The 24,105-nt window shown below is 63.8% G+C and carries 18 protein-coding genes and 1 tRNA gene; 5 read left to right on the top strand and 14 right to left on the bottom strand.

Features of this window, described 5'->3' with window-relative positions; all coding sequences use genetic code 11:
- Positions 1–11 precede the first annotated feature (11 nt).
- On the top strand, positions 12–1,790 hold the full coding sequence (locus C163_RS01825) for an acyl-CoA dehydrogenase C-terminal domain-containing protein (protein WP_025337437.1): 1,779 nt from the start codon (positions 12–14) through the stop codon (positions 1,788–1,790).
- Positions 1,791–2,143: 353 nt separating this feature from the next.
- Here the strand turns inward: C163_RS01825 and C163_RS01830 are convergent, their stop codons facing one another.
- On the bottom strand, positions 2,144–3,067 hold the full coding sequence (locus C163_RS01830; protein WP_004375209.1) for a LysR family transcriptional regulator: 924 nt from the start codon (positions 3,065–3,067) through the stop codon (positions 2,144–2,146).
- A 210-nt stretch (positions 3,068–3,277) separates the two neighbouring features.
- On the opposite strand from C163_RS01830, the gene C163_RS01835 reads away from it, so the two are divergent.
- On the top strand, positions 3,278–4,558 hold the full coding sequence (locus C163_RS01835; protein ID WP_025337438.1) for an aspartate aminotransferase family protein: 1,281 nt from the start codon (positions 3,278–3,280) through the stop codon (positions 4,556–4,558).
- A gap of 153 nt (positions 4,559–4,711) precedes the next feature.
- Complete coding sequence (locus C163_RS26100) at positions 4,712–4,870, top strand: YqaE/Pmp3 family membrane protein (RefSeq protein ID WP_009681539.1); 159 nt, start codon at positions 4,712–4,714, stop codon at positions 4,868–4,870.
- Positions 4,871–5,002: 132 nt separating this feature from the next.
- On the opposite strand, the gene C163_RS01845 is transcribed toward C163_RS26100, so the two are convergent.
- The 9 genes from C163_RS01845 to C163_RS01880 all read right to left on the bottom strand — a co-directional run bounded on the left by C163_RS01845 (position 5,003) and on the right by C163_RS01880 (position 15,263).
- Positions 5,003–6,826: a S9 family peptidase gene (locus C163_RS01845; protein WP_025337439.1), complete on the bottom strand. Its 1,824-nt coding sequence runs from the start codon at positions 6,824–6,826 to the stop codon at positions 5,003–5,005.
- Positions 6,792–7,952: a pyrroloquinoline quinone biosynthesis protein PqqE gene (pqqE, locus tag C163_RS01850; protein ID WP_025337440.1), complete on the bottom strand. Its 1,161-nt coding sequence runs from the start codon at positions 7,950–7,952 to the stop codon at positions 6,792–6,794. The genes C163_RS01845 and pqqE overlap by 35 nt, the downstream gene beginning before the upstream one ends.
- Positions 7,924–8,199, bottom strand: a complete 276-nt coding sequence (gene pqqD / locus C163_RS01855; protein ID WP_025337441.1) for a pyrroloquinoline quinone biosynthesis peptide chaperone PqqD — start codon at positions 8,197–8,199, stop codon at positions 7,924–7,926. The genes pqqE and pqqD overlap by 29 nt, the downstream gene beginning before the upstream one ends.
- On the bottom strand, positions 8,196–8,951 hold the full coding sequence (gene pqqC / locus C163_RS01860; RefSeq protein ID WP_025337442.1) for a pyrroloquinoline-quinone synthase PqqC: 756 nt from the start codon (positions 8,949–8,951) through the stop codon (positions 8,196–8,198). Before pqqC ends, pqqD begins: the two co-directional genes overlap by 4 nt.
- Before the next feature lie 155 nt (positions 8,952–9,106).
- Positions 9,107–10,018 carry a pyrroloquinoline quinone biosynthesis protein PqqB gene (pqqB, locus tag C163_RS01865; RefSeq protein WP_025337443.1) on the bottom strand — a complete coding sequence of 304 codons (912 nt, stop codon included), beginning with the start codon at positions 10,016–10,018 and terminating at the stop codon, positions 9,107–9,109.
- A gap of 78 nt (positions 10,019–10,096) precedes the next feature.
- Positions 10,097–10,168 carry a pyrroloquinoline quinone precursor peptide PqqA gene (gene pqqA / locus C163_RS26110; protein ID WP_003243383.1) on the bottom strand — a complete coding sequence of 24 codons (72 nt, stop codon included), beginning with the start codon at positions 10,166–10,168 and terminating at the stop codon, positions 10,097–10,099.
- Positions 10,169–10,326: 158 nt separating this feature from the next.
- Positions 10,327–12,627, bottom strand: coding sequence for a pyrroloquinoline quinone biosynthesis protein PqqF (pqqF, locus tag C163_RS01870; protein ID WP_025337444.1), 2,301 nt, complete (start codon positions 12,625–12,627; stop codon positions 10,327–10,329).
- A 144-nt stretch (positions 12,628–12,771) separates the two neighbouring features.
- Entirely contained in the window at positions 12,772–13,566 is a 795-nt protein-coding gene (locus C163_RS01875) for a carbon-nitrogen hydrolase family protein (protein ID WP_025337445.1), read from the bottom strand.
- A 14-nt stretch (positions 13,567–13,580) separates the two neighbouring features.
- Entirely contained in the window at positions 13,581–15,263 is a 1,683-nt protein-coding gene (locus C163_RS01880) for an NAD(P)/FAD-dependent oxidoreductase (protein WP_025337446.1), read from the bottom strand.
- A gap of 624 nt (positions 15,264–15,887) precedes the next feature.
- Here C163_RS01880 and C163_RS01885 point away from each other — a divergent pair.
- Positions 15,888–16,178, top strand: coding sequence for a hypothetical protein (locus tag C163_RS01885; RefSeq protein ID WP_025337447.1), 291 nt, complete (start codon positions 15,888–15,890; stop codon positions 16,176–16,178).
- A gap of 13 nt (positions 16,179–16,191) precedes the next feature.
- On the opposite strand, the gene C163_RS01890 is transcribed toward C163_RS01885, so the two are convergent.
- Positions 16,192–16,653 carry an Lrp/AsnC family transcriptional regulator gene (locus C163_RS01890; RefSeq protein WP_015268712.1) on the bottom strand — a complete coding sequence of 154 codons (462 nt, stop codon included), beginning with the start codon at positions 16,651–16,653 and terminating at the stop codon, positions 16,192–16,194.
- 534 nt (positions 16,654–17,187) lie between these two features.
- Between C163_RS01890 and nicB the strand changes: the two genes are divergently transcribed.
- Positions 17,188–18,126, top strand: coding sequence for a 6-hydroxy-3-succinoylpyridine 3-monooxygenase (gene nicB, locus C163_RS01895; protein ID WP_025337448.1), 939 nt, complete (start codon positions 17,188–17,190; stop codon positions 18,124–18,126).
- Between the two features lie 74 nt (positions 18,127–18,200).
- On the opposite strand, the gene C163_RS01900 is transcribed toward nicB, so the two are convergent.
- From C163_RS01900 to rpoD, 3 genes are all read right to left on the bottom strand, one after another.
- Positions 18,201–18,277 (bottom strand) — tRNA-Ile (locus C163_RS01900).
- 16 nt (positions 18,278–18,293) lie between these two features.
- Complete coding sequence (locus C163_RS01905) at positions 18,294–22,037, bottom strand: EAL domain-containing protein (protein WP_025337449.1); 3,744 nt, start codon at positions 22,035–22,037, stop codon at positions 18,294–18,296.
- 210 nt (positions 22,038–22,247) lie between these two features.
- Entirely contained in the window at positions 22,248–24,098 is a 1,851-nt protein-coding gene (gene rpoD / locus C163_RS01910; protein ID WP_025337450.1) for an RNA polymerase sigma factor RpoD, read from the bottom strand.
- Positions 24,099–24,105: the final 7 nt, after the last annotated feature.

Consider the following 24,105-nt stretch of genomic DNA (forward strand, 5'->3'; position numbering starts at 1 on the left):
GAGAGGTTGTCATGGCTGAATATAAAGCGCCCCTGCGCGACATGCGCTTCGTACTGAATGAAGTGTTCAACGTGGCCGAGCAGTGGGCGCAGTTGCCCGGGCTGGCCGAGGTTGTCGATGCCGACACGGCCATGGCGGTGCTGGAAGAAGCTGGCAAGGTCACTGCCAGATCCATTGCGCCGCTCAGCCGCGCCGCGGATGAAGAGGGCTGCCACTGGGACAACGGCGCAGTGCGCACACCGGCCGGTTTCATCGACGCCTACAACACCTATGCCGAAGGCGGTTGGGTGGGCGTGGGCGGCGACCCACTGTTCGGCGGCATGGGCATGCCCAAGGTCATCTCGGCCCAGGTCGAGGAAATGGTCAACGCCTCCAGCCTGTCCTTCGGCCTGTACCCGATGCTGACTGCTGGCGCCTGCCTGTCGATCAATGCCCACGCCAGTGAAGCGCTGAAGGAAAAGTACCTGCCGAACATGTACGCCGGCGTGTGGGCCGGTTCCATGTGCCTGACCGAGCCGCACGCCGGTACCGACCTGGGCATCATCCGCACCAAGGCCGAGCCCCAGGCCGACGGCAGCTACAAGGTCAGCGGTACCAAGATTTTCATCACCGGCGGCGAGCACGACCTGACCGAGAACATCATCCACCTGGTGCTGGCCAAGCTGCCGGACGCACCGGCGGGGCCGAAAGGCATTTCGCTGTTCCTGGTGCCGAAGTTCCTGGTCAATGAAGACGGCAGCCTGGGTGCGCGCAACCCGGCCACCTGTGGCTCGATCGAGCACAAGATGGGCATCCAGGCCTCGGCCACTTGCGTGATGAACTTCGACGAAGCGGTCGGCTATATCGTCGGTGAGCCGAACAAGGGCCTGGCGGCCATGTTCACCATGATGAACTACGAGCGCCTGGGTGTTGGTATCCAGGGCCTGGCCTCGGCCGAGCGCTCCTACCAGAATGCCGTGGAGTACGCCCGCGACCGCCTGCAGAGCCGCGCCCCGACCGGGCCGCAAGCCAAGGACAAGGCCGCTGACCCGATCATCGTCCACCCGGACGTGCGCCGCATGCTGCTGACCATGAAGGCGCTGATCGAGGGTGGCCGTGCCTTCTCCAGCTACGTGGCCATGCAGCTGGACAGCGCCAAGTACAGCGAAGACCCCGCCGTGCGCAAGCGCAGCGAAGAGCTGGTGGCACTGCTGACGCCGGTGGCCAAGGCTTTCCTCACCGACCTGGGCCTGGAGTGCGCGGTGCACGGCCAGCAGGTGTTCGGCGGGCATGGCTACATTCGCGAATGGGGGCAGGAGCAACTGGTGCGCGATGTGCGTATCACGCAGATCTACGAAGGCACCAACGGCATCCAGGCCCTCGACCTGATGGGGCGCAAGGTGGTGGCCAGTGGTGGGGCTTACTACCGGCTGTTCTCCGACGAGATTCGCCAGTTCATTGCCAGCGCGGATAGCGAGCTGGATGAATTTGCCAAGCCGTTGGCTGCCGGTCTCGATCAACTCGACGGGTTGACCGAGTGGGTGCTGGAACAGGCCAAGGGCAACCCGAACGAGATTGGCGCGGCTTCTGTCGAGTACCTGCATGCCTTTGGTTATGTCGCCTATGCCTACATGTGGGCATTGATGGCGCGGGCGGCGCAGGCGGGTGAGGGGGATGAAGCGTTCTATGCGGGCAAGCTGGGTACGGCGCGGTTCTACTTTGCGCGGTTGCTGCCGCGGGTGGATTCGCTGGTGGCTTCGGTGAAGGCGGGGAGTGAGTCGTTGTACCTGCTGGATGCCGAGCAGTTTTGAGGGATTTTGGGGCTGCTTTGCAGCCCATCGCGACACAAGGCCGCTCCTACAGGTACCGCGCAGGCCGTCATGACGATGCGGATCCTGTAGGAGCGGCCTTGTGTCGCGATGGGCCGCAAAGCGGCCCCTGCCATGTAAGCTTTTTCCTACACAACGTGGTGACTTTTCACCACTGTTCTCAGATTGGATCCACGGCTATTCTTTACCACATGGACGTTGCGCAGGAAGCGCAAAGGACAGATCAAGGACGACGACGAAGGACCACCTGCCAGGATGGCGGGGCGATACGGATGTCACAGGGAAACAGTCTGGAAAACCCCGCTTCGGCGGGGTTTTCTTTGTGCGCGTGTTTTTCAGCCCAGCACATCCAGCGGTGATGCGCCCAACAGGCGGGCGTCCGTCTCCTCCTCCAGCAGCGTGCGCAGCAGCTCCACAGAGGCCTGCTGGCGCTGGGCATCGCGGAACACCAAGCCAACCTTCAGCGGTACCCGCGGCTCGCTCAACGGCTTCCACAGCAGCCCCTGGTCATCCTCGGCGGCCTCCTTGGCCCGCCCCGGCAGGATGGTGGCCAGCGCGGTATGGGCCAGGCTGTCGAGAATCCCCGCCATGTTGTTCATCTCTGCCTGCACCTGCGGCCGACGCCCCTGGCTGGCCAGCTGCGCCTGCCAGATCTGGCGGATCTGGAACTCCTCGCCCAGCATCAGCATGGGCAGCTCGGCAGCCTGGCGAATGGACACCTTCTTGAAGTCCTTCAGCGGGTGGGTAGCGGGGATGACCAGTTGCAGCTCATCTTCGTACAGCAGCAGACCATGCAGCCCCGGCTGGCGTGGCGGCAGGTAGCTGATACCGATGTCCAGGCTGCCATTGAGCAAGCGCCGTTCGATCTCCAGCCCCGACAATTCGTAGATCTGCACCACAAGGTGCGGCTGTGCCCTGCGCAGGCGTTCGAGCAGCTGCGGCACCAGGCTCGGTCGCACAGTCTGCAGCACGCCGATGGCCAAAGTACGCAGCGACTGGCCCTTGAAGTTGCGCATGGCCTCGTGGGCTCGCTGCAGGCCGTCGAGCAGCGGCAGGGCGTGGTTGTACAGGGTGTGGGCGGCCAGAGTCGGCAGCAGGCGCTTGTTGCTGCGTTCGAACAGGCTCAGGTCGAGGCTGTGCTCCAGCTGGCGGATCTGCTGGGAAAGCGCTGGCTGGGACAGCGACAGGCGCTCGGCGGCGCGGCCCACGTGGCCTTCTTCATACACCGCGACGAAATAACGCAGTTGGCGGAAATCCATAAGTGACACTTATCGAAAATGCTGGAAAAACGAAATGGTCGAAAACCCTCGCGAGGCCTAGTCTATCGCCGTATTCCAGCGGGTTACAGCGATGAATCGATCGATTGTTACCCCGGATGAAAAACACTTTTGATAGGCAAGGCAAAATATCGAGTGCCGGCACCCAGACCGCACCGTGGCCGCCCTTTACCGTGATTGGTTGGAGCCCTGATGAACCTGTTCAACCTGCGCCGCCCGGCCCCTGCCGCCGTCGCCGAGCCCAAGCGTGCGCCGGTGATCGTGCCGGAAGCGCCGCAGCTGTCGCGTGAGCGCCTGATGCCCAGCACCGAACGCGCAGCGCAGGTGTTCGTGCGTGGCCAGGGCTCCTGGTTGTGGGACAACGAAGGGCATGCCTACCTGGACTTCACCCAGGGTGGCGCGGTCAACAGCCTGGGCCACAGCCCCAGCGTGCTGGTGAAGGCGCTGGGCAACCAGGCCCAGGCGCTGATCAACCCGGGCTCGGGCTTCCACAGCCGTGGCCTGCTGGAGCTGGTCAACCGCCTGTGCCAGAGCACCGGCAGCGACCAGGCCTACCTGCTCAACAGCGGTGCCGAAGCCTGCGAAGGCGCGATCAAGCTGGCGCGCAAGTGGGGCCAGCTGCACCGCAACGGCGCCTATCACATCATCACCGCCAGCCAGGCCTGCCATGGCCGCAGCCTGGGCGCGTTGTCGGCGTCCGACCCGCTGCCGTGCAACCGCTGCGAGCCGGGCCTGCCGGGCTTCAGCAAGGTGCCGTTCAACGACCTGGCGGCGCTGCACGCCGAGGTGGACTCGCGCACCGTGGCGATCATGCTCGAGCCGATCCAGGGCGAGGCAGGTGTCATCCCGGCTACGCAGGAATACCTCAAGGGTGTGGAAACGCTGTGCCGCGAACTGGGCATCCTGCTGATCCTCGACGAGGTGCAGACCGGCATCGGCCGCTGTGGCGCGCTGCTGGCCGAGGAAACCTACGGCGTGCGCGCCGACATCATCACCCTGGGCAAGGGCTTGGGCGGTGGCGTGCCGCTGGCGGCCTTGCTGGCCCGGGGCACGGCGTGCTGCGCCGAGCCTGGCGAACTGGAAGGCAGCCACCATGGCAACGCGCTGATGTGCGCCGCCGGCCTGGCCGTGCTGGATACCGTGCTGGAGCCTGGCTTTTTCGTCCAGGTACAGGACAACGGCCGCCACCTGCGTGAAGGCCTGAGCCGGCTGGCCGGGCGCTACGGCCAGGGCGAAGTGCGCGGGCAAGGCCTGCTGTGGGCCCTGCAGATGAAAGAAAACCTGGCCCGCGAGCTGGTGGCGGCAGCCCTGCACGAAGGCCTGTTGCTCAACGCACCGCAGGCGGATGTGGTGCGTTTTTCGCCAGCGCTGACCGTGAGCAAGGGCAACATCGACGAAATGCTGCTGCGCCTGGCCCGTGCCTTTGCCCGCCTGCACGCCCAGCAGCAGGCCCGCCGCGAAATGCCAGCCTAGCGGCCTGGTGACATCGAGAATTCTACGAACCGTCTGGCGTTCCTGCGCATCGCCCTTGGCCTGTTTCATTCGGCCCGGGGCGTTTTTTTTTGCCTGTTGAACCTCTGTGGTGGGCGGCTAGTCTCTGATGTAACCCCTTCAGGAGAGACTCGCATGGACTTTATTCGCATCATCATCGCCATCATCCTGCCACCGCTGGGCGTGTTCCTGCAGGTGGGGTTTGGCGGGGCGTTCTGGCTGAATATCTTGCTGACCTTGCTGGGGTATATTCCGGGGATCGTGCATGCGGTGTACATCATCGCCAAGCGCTGAGATTTTTGGGGCTGCTTTGCAGCCCATCGCGACACAAGGCCGCTCCTACAGGTACAGCGCCACATTCGGGCTTGTCCGATCCCTGTAGGAGCGGCCTTGTGTCGCGATGGGCCGCAAAGCGGCCCCAGAATCTCAGCCCTCCAACACCCGGCAATAGAACTTCCACTCTTCTTCCAAGGCATGCGCCAGGTTCTCCGCCTTGCGGAACCCATGACGCTCCCCCGCATAGAAGTGCCCTTCGGCCTCTATCCCGTTAGCCTGCAGCGCCGCCAGGATCGACCGCGTCTGCTCCGGCACCACCACCGCATCCAGCTCACCCTGGAAGAAAATCACCGGCACCTTGATCTGCCCCGCATGCAGCAGCGGCGTACGCTGGCGATAGCGCTCGGCATCCTGCAGCGGGTCGCCGATCAGCCAGTCCAGGTAGTCCCCTTCGAACTTGTGGGTGGCCCGGCCCAGGGCAACCGGGTCGCTGACCCCGTACAGGCTGGCGCCGGCGCGGAACACATCATGGAACGCCAGGGCGCAAAGGGTGGTGTAGCCGCCCGCGCTACCGCCGCGGATGAACGCCTTGCGGCTGTCGACCAGCCCACGTCCGGCCAGGTATTCCACCGCCGCGCAAGCATCGGCCACATCGCTTTCGCCCCAGCGCAGATGCAAGGCCTGGCGGTATTCACGGCCATAGCCGGTGCTGCCCCGGTAGTTCAGGTCGGCGACGGCGAAGCCGCGTTGGGTCCAGTACTGGATACGTGGGTCGAGCACGGGATAACAGGCCGAAGTCGGCCCGCCGTGGATGAACACCACCAGCGGCGCGGCCCCTTGCGAGCGGGCTGCCGGGTAGAAGAAGCCATGGGCGCGCTGGCCGTCACTGCCGTAGTGGATCGACTGCGGCAGGCTGATATGCCTTGCCGGCAGCACTTCGGCGCCACCAGCCAATACGCTGACCTCGTGGTTGCTGCGGGCGATGGCGATGACCGCCGGCGGGCTAATCGGCGAGGCGGCAATGGCATACAGGTGTTCGGCATCCATGGCCAGGCTGCGAAAACGCGTGTAGGCGCTGGCGAAACGCTCCAGGCTACCATCGGCAGTACGCAGCCCCAGTTGCCCGAAGCCGTCTTCGAACCAGCTCGCCAGATAGCTTTGCTGCCCCAGTGGCAACCAGGTGCTGGCGCCCAGTTGCCAGGGCGCCGCAGCGTGGTCTGCGGGCTCGGCAGGCAGGGCCTGCCAGCAGCCATCGATCTCGCCCCAGGGTTGCCAGAAGCCATTGCGGTCGGACAGGCAGTAGAGTCGGCCTTCGCTATCGAAGCGCGGCTGCTGCAGCGATTCGTCAGCGCCGGCCACACATTGCGCGGGCCCCCAGTGGCCACTTGCATCACGTGTGCGGCACATCAGCCTGGTGACGGTCCAGGGTTGTGCCGGGCGGTCCCATTCGACCCACGCCAGGCGCTGGCCGTCGGTACTCACCGTAGGCGAGGCATAGAAGTCGGCACCCTCGGCGAGCACTTCGCGGGCTTGTTCACCCAGGGCGACCAGGCGATGCTCGACCCGTTCGCCATGCTGCTCCTCGACCGCCAGCACCAGGCCACCATGCCACTGCAAATCGCCGTAGCGGCAGCTGGCATCATCGGTCAGGGCACGCGGTACCGCGCCTTCCAGGGCCTGGGTATAGACCTGCTGGTCCTTTTCGTTGACGAACAGCAGCCCGTCACCACCCAGGCAAAAACTGCCACCGCCGTATTCGTACACCCGGCTACGCACGCTGAAGCCATCGGGGGTCAGGCAGCGGGCCTGCTGGTACTGCCAGTGCCAGATGCGACAGGCACCATCGGCCGGGCGAAACTCGTTCCAGAACAGCCCCGCGGCGCTGACCTTGAGTTCGGCGAAGTCGGTGCCGGCGGCAACTGCCTGGGCCGCGCTGAACTCAGCCGCGGACGATGACACGGGAGTTTCGTTCATTGCGGAAGGTCATCTCTTCAATGGTGAGCTGGGCGCTTTCCGCCTCCTCGCGGGCCTTGAGGATGATGCCGTGGTCGGCCGACTTGGCGCACACCGGGTCGGCGTTGCTGGCATCGCCGGTGAGCATGAAGGCCTGGCAGCGGCAGCCGCCGAAGTCCTTTTCCTTCTCGTCGCAGGAACGGCAGGGTTCGGGCATCCACTCATAGCCACGGAAGCGGTTGAAGCCGAACGAGTCGTACCAGATGTGGTGCAGGTCGTGGTCGCGCACGTTGGGGAACTGCACCGGCAGCTGGCGCGCGCCGTGGCAGGGCAGGGCGGTACCGTCCGGGGTGATGGTGAGGAACAGGCTGCCCCAGCCATTCATGCAGGCCTTGGGGCGCTCCTCGTAGTAGTCCGGGGTGACGAAGATCAGCTTGCACGGGTTGCCCTCGGCCTTGAGCTTGTCCCGGTACTCGTTGGTGATGCGTTCGGCCCGTTCCAGCTGCGCGCGGGTCGGCAGCAGGCCCAGCCGGTTGAGGTGGGCCCAGCCGTAGAACTGGCAGGTGGCAAGCTCGACGAAGTCGGCTTCCAGGGCGATGCACAGCTCGATGATGCGGTCGATCTTGTCGATGTTGTGCCGGTGGGTGACGAAGTTGAGCACCATCGGGTAGCCATGGGCCTTCACCGCACGGGCCATTTCCAGCTTTTGCGCAAAGGCCTTCTTCGAGCCGGCCAGCAGGTTGTTGACCTGCTCGTCACTGGCCTGGAAGCTGATCTGGATATGGTCCAGGCCGGCCTTCTTGAAGTCGGCGATGCGCGCCTCGGTCAGGCCGATGCCCGAGGTGATCAGGTTGGTGTAGTAGCCCAGCCGGCGGGCCTCGCCGATCAGTTCGGCGAGGTCTTGGCGTACCAGCGGTTCTCCGCCGGAAAAGCCGATTTGCGCGGCACCCATTTCCCGGGCTTCGGCCATCACCTTGAACCACTGCGCGGTGCTTAGCTCCTGGCCCTGGGCGGCGAAGTCTAGCGGGTTGGAGCAGTACGGGCACTGCAGCGGGCAGCGGTAGGTCAGCTCGGCCAGCAGCCACAGCGGCAGGCCGACTGCGGGCGTGGGCGGTAATTCAGGCGAGGACGATCCAGTGTTCGGCACGGGCCACCTCCATGAACTGCTCGATGTCATCGGCCACTTCCGGGACACCGGGGAACTGTTGTTCGAGTTCGGTAATGATCGCGGCAACGTCACGTTGGCCGTCGATCAGGCCACCGATCAAGGCCGCGCTGTCGTTGAGCTTGATCATGCCCTCGGGGTACAGCAGCACATGGCCCTTTTGCGCCGGCTCGTACTGGAAGCGGTAGCCGGGGCGCCAGTTCGGCACTTGATTACGGTCGAAACTCATAGGGTGATCCCTTTGTGCCACACCCGTTCCTGGGTGACGGAGTGATAGGGCGGGCGGTTCAGCTCGTAGGCCATGCTCATGGCGTCGAGCATGCTCCAGAGAACATCCAGCTTGAACTGCAGTATCTCCAGCATACGCTCCTGGCCCGCGCGGGTGGTGTAGTGCTGCAAGGTAATCGCCAGGCCGTGCTCCACGTCACGCCGGGCCTGGCCCAGGCGGGTGCGGAAGTATTCGTAGCCGGCCGGGTCGATCCACGGGTAGTGCTGCGGCCAGCTGTCCAGGCGCGACTGGTGGATCTGCGGGGCGAACAGCTCGGTCAGCGAGCTGCTGGCCGCTTCCTGCCAACTGGCCCGGCGGGCGAAGTTGACGTAGGCATCCACGGCAAAGCGCACACCGGGCAGTACCAGCTCCTGGGAGCGCAGCTGGTCCGGGTCCAGGCCCACGGCCTGGCCCAGGCGCAGCCAGGCTTCGATACCACCGTCCTCGCCGGGCGCGCCATCGTGGTCGAGCAGGCGCTGGATCCACTCGCGGCGCACTTCGCGGTCCGGGCAGTTGGCCAGGATCGCGGCATCCTTCATCGGGATGTTGACCTGATAGTAGAAGCGGTTGGCTACCCAGCCCTGGATCTGTTCGCGGGTGGCGCGACCCTGGTACATCGCCACGTGGTACGGGTGATGAATGTGATAGTAGGCGCCCTTGGCGCGCAGGGCCTGCTCGAATTCGGCAGGGGACATTGGCAGTGCGTCGCTCATTCGGCTGGCTCCTGTATAGCTGAGTCTGGGCTCACCTCGCCCCCTGTGGGAGCGGGCATGCCCGCGAACACCGGCGAAGCCGGTGCCATACAACGTGTTGGATTTTTCGCGGGCATGCCCGCTCCCACGGGGGTTGTGTCAACTCGCAGACCTTTTTACAACTCGATACTCATGCCATCAAAGGCCACTTCCACACCCCGGCGCAGCACTTCGGCACGCTCGGGCGAGTCTTCGTCGAGAATCGGGTTGGTGTTGTTGATGTGGATAAGTACCTTGCGCTGGCGCGGGAAGCCATCCAGCACTTCCAGCATGCCGCCTGGGCCGTTCTGCGCCAGGTGGCCCATCTCGCGGCCGGTACGGGTGCCCACGCCACGGCGCTGCATTTCATCATCTTCCCACAGGGTGCCGTCGACCAGCAGGCAGTCGGCGTCGTGCATCATCGTCAGCAGCTTGTCGTCCACCTGGCCCAGGCCCGGGGCGTAGAACAGCTTGCCGCCGGTGCGGGTGTCCTCGACCAGCAGGCCAAGGTTGTCGCCCGGGTGCGGGTCGAAGCGGTGCGGCGAGTAGGGCGGCGCGGCGCTGCGCAGGGGGAACGGGGTGAAGCGCAGGTTGGGGCAGGCGTCGATGACGAAGCTGCCTTCCAGCTCGATGCGGTTCCAGTGCAGGCCGCCGTTCCAGTGGCTGAGCATGTTGAACAGCGGGAAGCCGGTGGTCAGGTCCTGGTGGACCATGTCGGTGCACCACACCTGGTGCGGGCAACCTTCGCGCAGGCTGAGCAGGCCGGTGGTGTGGTCGATCTGGCTGTCCAGCAGGATGATGGCGTTGATGCCGGTGTCGCGCAGGGCGCGGGCCGGCTGCATCGGCGCAAAGGCCTGGAGCTGGGCGCGAATGTCGGGCGAGGCATTGCACAGCACCCAGTGCACGCCGTCGTCGGACAGGGCGATGGACGACTGGGTGCGTGGCGTGGCCCGCAGGGTGCCGTCACGCAAGCCCTTGCAGTTGACGCAGTTGCAGTTCCACTGTGGGAACCCGCCGCCGGCGGCGGAACCGAGAACCTGGATGTACATGGCCACTCTCTCTGCAGAAACCGTAGCGAAAAAACGAAAACGCCCCGGCAGGCCGAGGCGTTGAACCGTAAGCCGGGCTTAGCGGTTGGCGAAGTACATGGTGACTTCGAAGCCGATGCGCAGATCAGTGTATGCAGGTTTGGTCCACATGGAATTACTCCTTCCGGATGAGGGGGTGGGTTTGTCAGCTACTACTTGGGTACCGCCATTGGCTGGAGGTTCCCATGGCTGGGATTGCGCTATCTTACAAGAAAAATTTGTACCGAAAGGTTAATTATTCGAAAACTCCGTTGCGGTTTTCGTAACAATCATGGGGTGGAACCCAGCCAGGAAGCATCTGGTGCGGCAGCGTTGGCAAGGCATAGCCAAGTGGAGCCTTTATCGAGCAAGTGGCTCAGCAGCTGGTCCAGATCCGTCTGCCGCGTTTTCAGGATAGACCTGCGCAGCGCATCCAGCCTGTCGGGTTGTGTGGCCAGGAATGTCTGCCACGCCCATTCGGCGACTTCGGCGTTGCCCATCGCCGGTTCATCGAATTGCCCGGCCAGGGCCTGACCAGCGGCAGGGGCCAGGGTGACGCCCTGGCGCAGCAAGGTGAGCAGGTGGTCGAGGATCTGTACCTGGCTGGCATGAGGCGACTGGACCCCGAACAGCAGGCCGCCGACCCCCTCGACCTGACGAAAGGTACTGAATACCGCATAGCCGAGTTGCAGTTCTACCCGCAGCCGTTGGTAAACCGGCCCTTGCAGCAATTGGGCGAGCAGGCGGCCAGCGGCTTCCATGGCCGCCGGCAGTGGGCAGAACAGCAGCAGGGCATGCTCACTGCCAGGTACTTCGGCATGTTGCCAACGGTGGCTGGCCCAGGCGGGCAGAGGGCCAGTCGCCGAGCCTTGGCCAGGGCAGTGCTGCAGCACGGTGCCCAATGCGTTCAGGGCGGCATCGTCGAAGCCGGCAGCCAGGCCGTGCCAGCGTGTTTGCTGCCACAGGCTGTCGAGATGCGTCTGTGCCAGGGTGCAGGCCGGAGCAGGTGCAGGCGTGGCGCCCAGCACGGCGTCGGGCAGCTGCTTGAGCAGGGCCCGGATGGGGATCAGTGCCGGAGGCTGCGTCGAACTCGGCAGCCAGCTTCCTGCCGGGGGCTTGAGCATCAGTGCCAAGGCCTGTTCCACAGTGCGCAATACCGCTGCCGGCAGCCCGGCGCAGCGCAGTTGCCAATATTCGCCAGCGGTACTGAACTGCAGCTGCACCGATACGCGCTCGCAGCGCTCCTGCAGGGGGTGCAAGGCGCGCTCGAGCAGCGCATGCAGGCGCTGGCGCAAGGGGGATGGGGCATGCCAGCGCAGGTACAGCGCCGCGTACTGACGGGCGCCAGGCAGCTGGTCGCTGACCTTCAGTGCCGCTGGCAGCGGCTGCGGCCTGGCATCAGGCAAGTCTGCCAGGAGCAAGGGGTCGACGGCGGGCAGTTGCCAATGCCCATGTGCGCGGCCCGGCAGGCCTTCCAGCAGGGCACGAAGGGCCTGCAAGCCTTGTGTGTCCAGGCCGGCGAACGGCTGGCCGGCGCTGTCCCGGCGGGCCAGCTCAAGCGCACTGGCGCTGCGTTCTCGGCTTTGCTGCAGCAGTTCGAACTCGGCACTCAATTGCTCAGGGGCGGTCTGGCGGATGAAGCCGAACCAGCCCTGCAACAGGGCATCGGCTTCATCTGGGCAGGCGTCCTCGCTCAGCTTCAGGTCAATGTGCCACAGCAACTGCCCGGCGAAGGCATACAGCGCCTCGGCCTTGAAGCCTTGCAGCCAACCACGCTGGCGAAGCGCATCCAGCCAGGTCCCTGGGCGGCTATCGCCGAGGCAGGCGATCAGTAACTCAAGGGCCTGCTCGGCACCTGCCGGCAGGTTTTCGTGGCTGAACAACAGGTGCGTGTCGGTCGTCGATAAAGGCGGTGGCAGAGCTTGTGGCACCCGTTCACCCGTTGCGAACAGCTTGGCATGCTGCCGGCCCAGCAATTCCAGTTCATCCAGCGATTGTGGGCCGCACAGGCTCAAGGTGACCTGGCCGCCTTGGTAGAAGCGCTGGTGAAATCCACCGAGCGCTTGCTGGAAGGCAGGATCCTGCAAGGCCAGGGTGTGCCGGTTACCGGCATGAAAAGCGCCCAATGGATGGCCGGGCGCTGCCGATTGCAGCAAGGCGAACTGCTGCTGGGCCTGAGGGTTGCGCGACCAGGCAATGAACTCGGCATGGATTACTTCGCGTTCGCGGCGTTGGCGCTCGATGCCCAGGTCTGGCTCGGCCAACATCTGGCACAGGCGCTCCAGCCCCCCGGCCAGGGCGCTGGGTGGGACCTCGAAGAAGAAGTCGGTGGTGCGTTCGCGGGTGCTGGCATTGACCTGGCCGCCGAGAGCCTGCACGTAGCGCATCAGGCCGTCGTCCAGGGGGAAGCGCGAGGTGCCGAGGAAGAACAGGTGCTCCAGAAAGTGGGCCAGGCCGGGCCATCTGGTCGGCGCGTCGTGGCTACCCGCGTGCACCCGCAGTGCGGCGGCCGAGCGCTTCAGGCGCGGGGCGTTGCGCAGGGTCAGCTGTAGGCCGTTGGCGAGGGTGAGGTGGCGGGTGGCGTCAGGCATGGGGGCTCCGGTAACTGCTGTCCATGCTAACCCATTTGTTTGCAGGCCCGGCCTCTTCGCGGGCACGCCCGCTCCCACAGGAATGGCGCAGGTATGAAAGGCAGCGCAGACCCTGTGGGAGCGGGCGTGCCCGCGAAAGGGCCATCAGCCCTTACGCAGATGCAACTCCTGGCGCAGATCGCTCAGGTAAGGAAACGCCGCCCGCCCCTGCACCACCCGCTCATGCTCCAGCTCCGCCAGCAACTGGCATTCGTCCCGCCCGGCCATGGCCAGCAGGCTGCCATCCGGGCCGATGATGCTGCTCTGCCCGCAATACTGGATCTCGCCTTCCGAGCCGCAATAGTTGGCATACACCAGGTAGCACTGGTTCTCCTGCGCCCGCGCCCTCACGGTCACCTGGCAGATGAAGTCGTACGGCGACATGTTCGCCGTCGGCACCAGGATCAGCTCGGCGCCGTCCAGCGCCAGGCGCCGGGCATTCTCCGGGAACTCGATGTCGTAGCAGATCAGCAGGCCGACCTTCCAGCCATCCAGCTCCACCACCGGGAAGTGATCGGAACCTGCGCTGAACATCGAGCGGTCCAGCTCGCCGAACAGGTGGGTCTTGCGATAGTTGCTCAGGCTGCGGCCGTGCGCATCGATCAACTGCACGCTGTTGTAGATCGCGCCATCATCACCGAGCTCCGGGTAGCCGTAGACGATGGCGATGCGGTGCGCCTGGGCGATCTCCACCACCTCCATGGCCGCCGGGCCATCGACGGCCTCGGCCAGGCGCTCGACCTGGGCCAGGCCGATGTTGTAGCCGGTCAGGAACATCTCCGGGCACACCAGCAAACTGGCGCCGCGTTCGGCCGCCAGTTGCGCCTGGTGGCGCAACCGTTGCAGGTTGCCGGGCACGTCCAGTGGCTTGGGTGCGCCCTGGAACAGAGCGATGCGCATGCTGCCTCCTTGTCTCAGTCCGGCAGGGCGATCGGGCCGATTTCGTCGAACACATCGCCTGGGCCGGGGTTGTCCGGGTGGGTGCGGCCACCGAAGTGATTCATGATACCCCACACCGCATTCAGCGATGTCTGTACCGCGCCTTCCACCCAGGCCGGCGTCCACGACACATCGTCACCGGCGATGAACATGCCGCGCTGCTCGGCAGGCATGTCCTGCTGCATGAAGTGCGCGTACATGCGTTGGTTGTAGCGGTAGTGCCCAGGCAGCGCGCCCTTGAAGGCGCCGAGGAAGTGCGGGTCGGCTTCCCAGGAAACGGTGATCGGGTCGCCGATGATGTGCCCGGCAATGTCGGTCTTCGGGTAGATCTTCTTCAGTGCATCCAGAGCCAGTTGCACGCGTTTTTCCACCGGGTGCGGCAGCATCTTCAGCGCGTCGCTCATCCACGAGTAGGACAGGCAGATCACCCCCGGCTTGTCGTCACCGTTGTCGAACAGGTAGGTGCCACGGGTGAGGCGATCGGTGAGGGTCATGCTCATCAGGTCGCGGCCGGTTTCCGGGTCCTTGTCCTTCCAGAACGGCCGGTCGACCATGACGAAGGTCTTCGACGACTGCATGTAGCGGGTGCGGTCCAGGGCCATCCACATCTTTTGCGAGAACAGCGATTCCTCGCAGTCGATCTGGGTGGTCAGCAGCCAGGTCTGGCAGGTGGCGAGCACGGCACTGTAGTGACGGGTGTCGCCCCAGTTGTCGGTGACCGCCAGACGGCCATCGGCAGCGCGGGCGATGCGCTTGACCCCGGTACGCGGTGCGCCGCCATGCAACCCGCTCAGGCTGGTGCCTTCCGGCCAATGCACGCAGCGCTCCGGTACATGGCGCCAGATGCCTTGCGGTACCTGCTCCACACCGCCGACTACCAAGTGCTGGTGGTCGTCGCAGTTGGTCATCACCACGCGGAAGATTTCCAGCATCGAGTTGGGGAAGTCCGAGTCCCAGCCGCCGGTGCCGAAGCCGACCTGGCCGAACACTTCGCGGTGCTGGAAGCTCAGCTGGGCGAATGAGCGCGAGGTGGCGACGAAGTCGTAGAAGGTGCGGTCGTCCCACAGCGGTACCAGCTTGTTCCACAGCTCTTTCAGGCGCGGTACGTCACGGTCGCGGATGGCCTGCTGGATGTCAGCGAACTGCGCACCGCTTTCCAGCGCGTCGGCCCAGGCATCGGCCACTTCGTGGAACAGCTTGGGCAGGTCGGTGGGTTTTTCGGCGTAGTAGGTCTGGCCTTCCAGGTCGATCACCGTGCTGCCCGAGGCCGGGGTCAGCGGGTTGGGGAACGGTTTGGTCTCCAGGCCCAGCTTGTCCACGTAGTGGTAGAAGGCAGTGGATGACACCGGGAAGCGCATGCCACCCAGTTCGGCGATGATCCCGTCGGTGCCGTTGAAGGTTTGCGAGCGCAGCCGGCCACCCAGCTTGGATGCTTCGTACACCACCGGCTTGAGGCCCAGCTTCATCAGCTCGTAGGCCGCCACCAGGCCGGCGATACCGGCGCCCACGATTGCCACTTCCTCACCATGGCGCTCGGCCGGGATGCTGCCCAGGCCTGCGGGGTGTTCCAGCCAGTCGTCGAAGGCGAAGGGGAAATCCGGGCCGAAGATGGTGACGGGTTTTTTACCATCGGCGGGGTGGCGGTTTTTCTTGTTCATGAAGTGACCTTGCCAGAGAGGCTGCGCAGCGGGCGGAGCCTGAGTATAGGAGATGCCTGGGGGCCATTTTAGGGAGTGGGGTGTTCGTTATTAAGGTGCAGATTGTTGTCTGAATGTAGCTTGTATCGTCGAAATGTATAAGCAATATAGCTTTATGACGGACAGGAAGCCTACCCGTCTCAAGCACAGCATCGGCCCCCTGTGGGAGCGGGCGAGCCCGCGAAGAAGCCCCCGCGGTGTATGGCACGGGCTGCGCCCGTGTTCGCGGGCACGCCCGCTCCCACAGGGTGTGCGGCGGGCTTACCAGGGTGTGATCAGATAGTTCCTACACCCATGCCGGGAAATAAAGAATTACCCTACGCCCCCTATCGCCTCGGTCTGGCATCGCGGGAATCGCTTCATCGTTAACTTCACTGGGTCGCCCGAAATTCGGCGATCGGGCGTGAGAACCCGCGGACCATTCTGGAGGCGCACTGCTATGGCAGCTGTGCGCGGGCAGGCTTTGCCTGGCCGGGTACGCGCCTCCAAGTTCGCCGGTTCTCACCTCGTGCATGGCTGCCACCCAATTCCCGTGAGAAGGATGCGATTGGCCGCCGATCACCCTTGTGATTTGGAGGCTATACCATGACCAAACGCTTACCCGACCAACCCGAAAAACTGAAACCCACCGCAGAAAAAACCTTCTGCAACTGCGAATCCAGCCACCCGCCATTATTCGCCATACGCCCCGGCATCGACGCTGCAGACGCCTTGGTCCACGCCTGCCTGCTGGCCCGTGGCCTCAATCAGATCGCCACCGACTACGCCCAGCATCACGCCCCCGAGCGCAGCCGTGACATCGTCTGGTCGATGCAGCATTCCGCCGAAAGCCTTTCGGCGATTCTGGAAGGCCTGCTCGACGGCCAGGAGGCCTGACCGCCAGCCAGGTTCAGAGCGGCTGCCCGCGGTCCACCTTGCTGCTGAGAATGATCGACGTGGTGGTCTTCTCCACCCCGTCGACACTGCCTATCTGGTCGAGCAGTTGGTCCAGTTGCTCGGGCGAATCCGTGCGCAGCCAGGCCACATAGTCGAACTCGCCGCTCACTGCGCACAGCTGCTGCACCTGGCCCATGGCACTCAGGCGCCGCACCACCTCCTTGCCTGAGCGCGGCTGCACCTTGATCCCCACATACGCCTGCAGCCCCCCACCCATCACCCGCTGGCCCAGGCGTACGCCATAGCCGGAGATGACCTTGTTCTTCTCCAGCCGCTCCAGGCGCGAGTTGACGGTGGTGCGGGCGATGCCCAGCTGGCGGGCGAGGGTGGCGACGCTTTCGCGGGCGTTTATCTGCAGCAGGGCGATCAGCTGGCGATCGATTTCATCCAGCGTGATGGAGCGGGAATCCGACATGGCGAGTCTCTACGGTTGACCCGCTAGCCTAGCCAGCCTGCGGTAAGCAGGGCAAGGGTAGACAGTTGGCCATGCTGACGCGACCCCGTTGTAGGAGCGGCCTTGCGTCGCGAAAGGGCTGCGCAGCAGCCCCAGCAACATTTGCATCAGCGCCGAAATCCCGGGGCCGCTTCGCGGCCCTTTCGCGACACAAGCCCGCTCCTACAGCCTCCGCGCCGGCATGTAAGCATCGGGCGCAATGGCAGAACTGCTCGATTGGTGCGGCAGGTCGAGGTGCGGTCCAGGGTGGGATAGGGGCTCACAAAATCTAACGATTTATCGCTGTCTAGATAGCCATGCCTGAGCAGAGAATGGCCCTCTCACGAACGTTGTGTTTCGGAGGACGAGGATGCCAGCCTACCACCTTGCATCAGCTCCCTCATTGCGCAATACTGCCGACAACAACTAACCCTCACGACCGGCGTGGCATGACCATCTGGTTGGAGGGGGAAAAAGCCGGCTTAAGCCGGTTTTTTCGTTTCTGGAGTGCAAAAAATGCAGAGAAAGCTTGATTCTGAGCCTCTGCGCACTCGTATCTATATCGACGGCTACAACTTCTACTACGGCTGCTTGCGCGGCACACCGTACAAGTGGCTCGACCTGTTGCCTCTCTTTGAAAAGCACATCTTGCCTTCCATACTGGTCACGGACAGCCATGGCCAGATCAGGGCATGGCGGCTCCTGGAATCCCCCTCGATCAAATATTTCACGGCAAAGATCATCGAGTCGGTCGCCCGTGCTGGCGATTCGGTGTCGTCACAAGCTCGCTACCACACCGCTTTGCGCAAGCTGCATGACGGTCGAATAGAGCTCATCGAAGGTTATTACGCCGTCAATAAAATGAAGGTGAAGATCGTCGACCCTGAAGATCCGGACAAGGCTCCGCGTGAGTGCCAGGAAATCCAGGCCTGGAAGGTGGAGGAGAAACAGAGCGACGTGAATCTGGCCCTCCAGGCTTACCATGATTCGATCACGGGGCAGATTGACCATGCCGTCATCGTTACCAACGACACTGACATCGCTCCTGCACTTGAGATGATTCGTGCTCACACAGATGTGCGGATTGGCGTGGTTGTACCGACGTCGGGGCAAAACCGCTCGGCGAATACCGACCTGATCAAGTTTGCGCACTGGAAGCGGGAGCACATCAATTCAGGCGAGCTTGCGGCCTGTCAGCTACCGAGAGTGATTCCAGGGAGGAAACCAACCACCAAGCCGGAGTCCTGGTATGGGCAACCTGAACTGCTGCAGGAAATTCTGAATTTGGCCATTCCTATACGCGGAGGCAGGGCGGCAGCGTTCAAGTGGATGGAGCAGCCCAATCAGTTCCTCAGTGGTGAGCGGCCGATAGAGCTGGTGGAAACTGCCGAAGGTGCGACACGGGTTATTCAGTACATACACAGCTGGATAGCCCAGCAAGAGGAGTTGCCCTAGTCAGGAGAACATGGCTACTGCTGACCCTGAAATGACAAAGGCCTACGTTCTGCAACGTAGGCCTTTGAGTTTTCTGGTGGGCCCACACGGACTCGAACCGTGGACCAAAGGATTATGAGTCCTCTGCTCTAACCGACTGAGCTATAGGCCCTCAGTAAGTGGCCGGATTATAACGAGGGTTTCGCACCTGTGCCATCTGAAAGATCCGATAGTGCTATGCGAAGAAACGTCGCCGCGAAGTCGTCCGGGGGCAGGGGCAGGCTGACGATGTAGCCCTGGATCTGTTCACAGCCTTCAGCCGCCAGGAAGCGTTGCTGGGCCTGGTTTTCCACACCCTCGGCAATGATGGTCAGCTGCATGCTGCGGCCCAGGGCGATGATCGCGCGGGCGATGGCGGCGTCGTGGGGGTCGTCGGGCAGGCCGCGGATGAACGATTTGTCGATCTTGAGGATGTCCAGCGGCAGGCGCTTGAGGTAGCTCAGCGATGAATAACCTGTGCCGAAGTCGTCGATGGCCAGCTGCACGCCCAGCTTCTTCAGCTGGTACAGCACGGCCAGGGCTTCCTCTGCCTGGCTCATGATGAAGTTTTCGGTGATTTCCAGCTGCAGGTCGCCGGCCTTGAGCTGGTAGTGCTTCAGCAACTGTTCGATGCGCCGGGCAAGGTGGGGGTGGCGTAACTGGGCGCCGGCGAGGTTTATCGACAGTGGGCCGAAGGGGTCGTAGTGCATCTTCCAGGCCTGCATCTGCCGGCAGGCCTGTTCCAGTACCCAGTCGCCGATCTGGAGGATGGTGCCGTTCTCTTCCGCCAGGTGGATGAAGTGCTCTGGCGGCACTTCACCAAAGGTCGGGTGGCTCCAGCGGATCAGCGCTTCGGCGCCGACCAGGCTCTGGGTCTTGAGGCTGAGCTTGGGCTGGAAGCACAGGCTCAGTTCGTTGCGCTCGATGGCGCGGCGCAGTTCGTGCTCCAGGGCGATGCGTTCGCTGGCCTGGGCGGTGAGGTCGAGGGTGTAGGCTTCGACGCGGTTGCGGCCCTTGGCCTTGGAGCGGTACATGGCTGCGTCGGCGTTGCGAATCAGTGTGGCAACGTCTGTGCCGTCCTGTGGATAAAGGCTGATGCCGATGCTGGCGCTGGTGAAGAACTCGTGCTCGCCGGCCTGGAACGGCGCGTTGAAGCAGGCCAGCAGCTTGTTGGCGATGGCGCTGGCGTCACTGGGTTTGTGCAAGCCGGGCAGCAGGATGATGAACTCGTCGCCGCCCAGGCGGGCCACGGTGTCGACATCACGCACCTGCTCCTTCAGGCGTTGGGCAATGCCCTTGAGCAGCAGGTCACCGACCGGGTGGCCGAGGCTGTCGTTGATGTGCTTGAAACGGTCGAGGTCAAGGAACAGCACCGCGCCCTTGCGGTTGGACACCTGCGAGCAGGTGAGCGCGGCCTGCAGGCGGTTCTCGAACAGGGCGCGGTTGGGCAGGCCGGTCAGCGGGTCGTGGTGGGCCTGGTAGTCGAGCTTGGCCTGGGCGTGCTTGAGGCTGGAGATGTCGGCAAACACGGCGACGAAGTGGGTGATCTCGCGCTCTCTGTTGCGCACGGCGCTGATGGTCAGCCAGCCGGGGTACAGCTCGCCGTTCTTGCGCTTGTTGTAGATCTCGCCTTGCCAGTGGCCTTCGTCGGTCAGCTGGTGCCACATGGCGACATAGAACGCGCTGTCGTGCTGGCCGGAGGCAAGCAGGCGCGGGGTCTGGCCGAGGGCTTCGATCTCGCTGTAGCCGGTGATTTCGCTGAAGGCGCGGTTGACGGCACTGATGCGCTGGTCGATGTCGGTGATCAGCACGCCTTCGGCGGTGTTCTCGAACACGGTGGCGGCCAGCTGCAGTTTTTCCTGCATCAGGTGGCGCTCGGTGATGTCGCGGGCGATGGTCAGCATGCAGTCGTCGCCAGCAATCGGCAGCGGCCGTGCAGAGAGCTCGCAGAGGCGAATCTGCCCATCACTGCGGCGCAGGTGGCACGTGAAGTCGCGTACGAAGCCGTCGCGATTGAGCTGTTCGACCAGGCGTTTGCGCTCGTTGAGGTCGACCCAGATGCCCAGGTCCAGCGAGGTCTGGTCGAGCGTCGGGCTTAGGTCATAGCCGGTGAGTCGGCAGAAGCCCTCGTTCACTTCAAGCAGCAAGCCGTCGCTCTGGCGCGACAGCAGCAGGCCATCGGGCGAGGCATGGAAGGCCTTGGCGAATTTCTCTTCCGAGATTTGCAGCTGCTCCTGGGTTTCCTTGAGCTGGCTGATATCGCGTACCGCTACCACCAGCGCGAGGTTGCCGTCGAGTTCGAAGGTTTCGGCCGAGGTCAGGCCGGTGAACAGTTGGCCGTTGCTGCGGCGGAAGCTCATTTCCAGGTTGCGGATGCCGCCCTGGTGCAGGCGTTCGAGCAGCCGCGGGCCGGTGCCTTCGACGCCCCACAGGTTGAGCTCGGTGGCGGTGCGGCCGATTACCTGGCCCGGGGTGAGGCCGATCTGCTCTTCGAAGGCTTCGTTCACCTCCAGCAGGCAGCCGTCGCTGTGGCGGGCGATCAGCAGGATGTCGGGGCACTGCTGGAACACCGAGGCGAACTTCTGCTCGGACAGGCGCAGGGCGTCCTCGGTGCGCTTGGTCTCGCTGATGTCGATCATCAGGCCACGCATCACCGGCTGGTGGCCATGCTCGATCATGCTGACGATGTTGCGTACCCACAATGGCTGGCCATCGGCCCGGATTACCCGGTAGTCGAGGCTGTGGTCGCGCCCGGCGGCAGTTTCGCTGTCGCAGTAGGCCTGGGCCCAGAGGGCATCCTCCGGGTGCAGGATGCTGCGCCAGAAGCCGGGTTTGAGCCAGTCGGTCAATGGGTAGCCGAGCAGGCCTTCGGCGTGGGGTGAGACGTAGCTGTAGGTGAAGTCGTTGGCGTCGGCTTCCCAGGCGATGGCGGACAGGCTCTCGACCAGGCTGCGGTAGTGGTACTCGCTGCTGCGCAGTTCCTGTTCCAGGGCGATGCGCCGGGAAATTTCCGAACTGAGCCGGCGGTTGATGCGGATGACCACTGCCAGCACGGCCATCAATACCAGCACCGCCGGCAGGCCGTATACCAGCAGGTCCGACCAGAACATCCGTTGGTCGACCACATTGCCCACCCAGCGTTGCTGGATCTGGCTGACTTCGCCGCTGCTCATGTCGGCCATCACTTTGTCGAGAATGCCGACCAGCACCTTCTTGTCGCGCGGGGCGGCCATGGCCAGCTGGTAGCGGTAGGGCGTTTCGCCACTGACGTAGAGGCCGTCGAGCTTGAGCTGGCGCAGGCTCCAGATGCTTGAGGCGAGGTCGCCGACCACCGCGTCCACTTCGTCGGTGGCCAGGGCCTGCAGGGTGGAACTGACGTTGGGCAGGGCCACCAGGTTGAGGTCCGGGTGGTGGGTGCGCAGCAGTTCGTGCGGGGCGTAGTTTTCGACCACGGCAATCTTCAGACCGTACAGGTCGTCCAGGTTGCGCGGCTGTGCGCCGCCTTTGTGGGCGAGGATGACGATCGGGAAGTCGAGGTACGGCCGGGTGAAGGCCAGGTAGCCTTGGCGTTCGGGGGTGGACATGATGCCGGGCAGCAGGTCGATGCGACTTTCGCGTGCTTGCGCCAGTACCTCGGTCCAGCTGCTGGGTTCGACCGGTTTGAGCGTCACACCCAGGCGTTGCTGGATCGTGGCGATGTAATCGGCGGCCAATCCCTGGTATCGGCCCTCCTGGTCGCGAAACTCGAACGGTGGCCAAGAGGCGTCTACACCCAGGCTCAGCTGCGGGTGGGCAGCCAACCAGGCTTTCTCCTCGTCTGTCAGGGTCAGGGCGCCGGCCGCTGTGTTCCACAAAATCAGGAGCAGCAACAGGATGGCCGGCATCAGCGGCATAGCGGCCTCACATTCAAGTGGTATGAAGTCGAGTGTAGACGGGCATTGCTGCAGGTGTGCGGTGGAAGGGCGGGCTTTGTGTTCTGGCTGTCGGAAGGGGGGTAATGAGGAAATGGGGCTGCTGCGCAGCCCATCGCCGGCAAGCCGGCTCCCACAGGGATCGCGCAGGGCCGGAAAAGAAAAACCCCGGCCTGGGCCGGGGTTTTGTCATCACTCGTCGAGGAAGGAGCGCAGATGCTCGCTGCGAGTCGGGTGGCGCAGTTTGCGCAACGCCTTCGCTTCGATCTGACGGATCCGCTCGCGGGTCACGTCGAACTGCTTGCCGACCTCTTCGAGGGTGTGGTCGGTGTTCATGTCGATACCGAAACGCATGCGCAGCACCTTGGCTTCGCGTGCGGTCAGGCCCGAGAGCACGTCACGGGTGGCTTCCTTGAGGCTTTCGACCGTGGCCACGTCGATCGGGGACTGCATGGTCGAGTCCTCGATGAAGTCGCCCAGGTGCGAATCTTCGTCGTCACCGATCGGGGTTTCCATGGAGATCGGCTCTTTGGCGATCTTCAGTACCTTGCGGATCTTGTCCTCAGGCATTTCCATGCGCTCGCCCAGCTCTTCCGGGGTCGGTTCGCGACCCATTTCCTGCAGCATCTGGCGGGAAATACGGTTGAGCTTGTTGATCGTCTCGATCATGTGCACCGGAATACGGATGGTGCGCGCCTGGTCGGCGATCGAACGGGTGATCGCCTGGCGGATCCACCAGGTGGCGTAGGTCGAGAACTTGTAGCCGCGACGGTATTCGAACTTGTCCACCGCTTTCATCAAGCCGATGTTGCCTTCCTGGATCAGGTCGAGGAACTGCAGGCCACGGTTGGTGTACTTCTTGGCGATGGAGATCACCAGACGCAGGTTCGCCTCGACCATTTCTTTCTTGGCGCGGCGGGCCTTGGCTTCACCGATCGACATGCGACGGTTGATTTCCTTGATCTCGGCAACGGTCAGGCCGGTTTCGGTCTCAAGGTCGATCAGCTTCTGCTGGCAAGCGACGATGGCAGCGTCCTTTTCACCCAGGGCGGCCGCCCACTTGGTGTTGCGCTTGGCCAGGTCACCGCTCCAGGTCTGGTCGGTTTCGTTGCTCGGGAACATGCGCAGGAAGTCGGCACGCGGCATGCGGGCATCACGCACGCACAGCTGCATGATGGCGCGTTCCTGCTGGCGCAGGCGGTTCAGGGCGTCACGAACACGCTCTACCAGTACCTCGAACTGCTTCGGTACCAGCTTGATCGGCATGAACAGGTCGGCCAGGGCCTGCAGGGCGTCGATGCTTTCCTTGTGGGCGCGACCGTTCTTCTTCAGGACCTTGTTGGTGGCCTGAAGCTGATCGTTGACCGCACCGAAACGCTGGCGAGCGACTTCCGGGTCCGGGCCGCTCTCGGCCTCTTCCTCGTCGTCACCGCTTTCGGATTCTTCCTCGTCGTCGTCGGACTCTTCCTTCGCGGCGGCGGCCTTGGTGCCCGGGATCGGCACTTCTTCGGTCGGCGCGGCGATATTGTCATCAGGGTCGATGTAACCGCTGAGAACGTCGGACAGACGGCCACCTTCGGTGGTGACACGGTCATATTCGCCGAGAATGTAGTCGACAGTGCCCGGGAAGTGGGCGATGGCGCCCATGACTTCACGGATGCCTTCCTCGATACGCTTGGCGATTTCGATCTCGCCTTCGCGGGTCAGCAGCTCGACGGTACCCATTTCGCGCATGTACATGCGCACCGGGTCGGTCGTGCGGCCGATATCGGTTTCAACTGCCGCCAACGCAGCAGCGGCTTCTTCGGCCGCGGCTTCGTCGGTGTCGGCTTCCGCCAACAGAAGGGCATCCGCATCCGGAGCACTCTCGAATACGTTGATCCCCATGTCGTTGATCATGCGGATGATGTCTTCCACCTGTTCCGGATCTGAAATATCCTCAGGCAGGTGGTCGTTGACCTCCGCGTAAGTCAGGTAGCCCTGCTCACGACCGCGGGTGATCAACTCTTTGATACGAGACTGCTGTTGCGCTTTTCCGGACATAACACCC

Origin of the sequence: Pseudomonas sp. FGI182 (genome assembly GCF_000511325.1) — a bacterium.
Taxonomy (GTDB): Bacteria; Pseudomonadota; Gammaproteobacteria; order Pseudomonadales; family Pseudomonadaceae; genus Aquipseudomonas; species Aquipseudomonas putida_Z.

Excerpts from the sequence above, each read along its gene's own strand:
- C163_RS01905 (WP_025337449.1), bottom strand. The coding sequence starts at position 22,037 with ATGCCGCTGATGCCGGCCATCCTGTTGCTGCTCCTGATTTTGTGGAAC.
- pqqD (WP_025337441.1), bottom strand. The coding sequence starts at position 8,199 with ATGAGTTTCGACCGTAATCAAGTGCCGAACTGGCGCCCCGGCTACCGC.
- C163_RS26100 (WP_009681539.1), top strand. The coding sequence starts at position 4,712 with ATGGACTTTATTCGCATCATCATCGCCATCATCCTGCCACCGCTGGGC.
- pqqB (WP_025337443.1), bottom strand. The coding sequence starts at position 10,018 with ATGTACATCCAGGTTCTCGGTTCCGCCGCCGGCGGCGGGTTCCCACAG.
- pqqF (WP_025337444.1), bottom strand. The coding sequence starts at position 12,627 with ATGCCTGACGCCACCCGCCACCTCACCCTCGCCAACGGCCTACAGCTG.
- C163_RS01885 (WP_025337447.1), top strand. The coding sequence starts at position 15,888 with ATGACCAAACGCTTACCCGACCAACCCGAAAAACTGAAACCCACCGCA.
- rpoD (WP_025337450.1), bottom strand. The coding sequence starts at position 24,098 with ATGTCCGGAAAAGCGCAACAGCAGTCTCGTATCAAAGAGTTGATCACC.
- C163_RS01875 (WP_025337445.1), bottom strand. The coding sequence starts at position 13,566 with ATGCGCATCGCTCTGTTCCAGGGCGCACCCAAGCCACTGGACGTGCCC.
- C163_RS01880 (WP_025337446.1), bottom strand. The coding sequence starts at position 15,263 with ATGAACAAGAAAAACCGCCACCCCGCCGATGGTAAAAAACCCGTCACC.
- C163_RS01845 (WP_025337439.1), bottom strand. The coding sequence starts at position 6,826 with ATGAACGAAACTCCCGTGTCATCGTCCGCGGCTGAGTTCAGCGCGGCC.
- C163_RS01830 (WP_004375209.1), bottom strand. The coding sequence starts at position 3,067 with ATGGATTTCCGCCAACTGCGTTATTTCGTCGCGGTGTATGAAGAAGGC.
- pqqC (WP_025337442.1), bottom strand. The coding sequence starts at position 8,951 with ATGAGCGACGCACTGCCAATGTCCCCTGCCGAATTCGAGCAGGCCCTG.
- C163_RS01825 (WP_025337437.1), top strand. The coding sequence starts at position 12 with ATGGCTGAATATAAAGCGCCCCTGCGCGACATGCGCTTCGTACTGAAT.
- C163_RS01835 (WP_025337438.1), top strand. The coding sequence starts at position 3,278 with ATGAACCTGTTCAACCTGCGCCGCCCGGCCCCTGCCGCCGTCGCCGAG.
- nicB (WP_025337448.1), top strand. The coding sequence starts at position 17,188 with ATGCAGAGAAAGCTTGATTCTGAGCCTCTGCGCACTCGTATCTATATC.
- C163_RS01890 (WP_015268712.1), bottom strand. The coding sequence starts at position 16,653 with ATGTCGGATTCCCGCTCCATCACGCTGGATGAAATCGATCGCCAGCTG.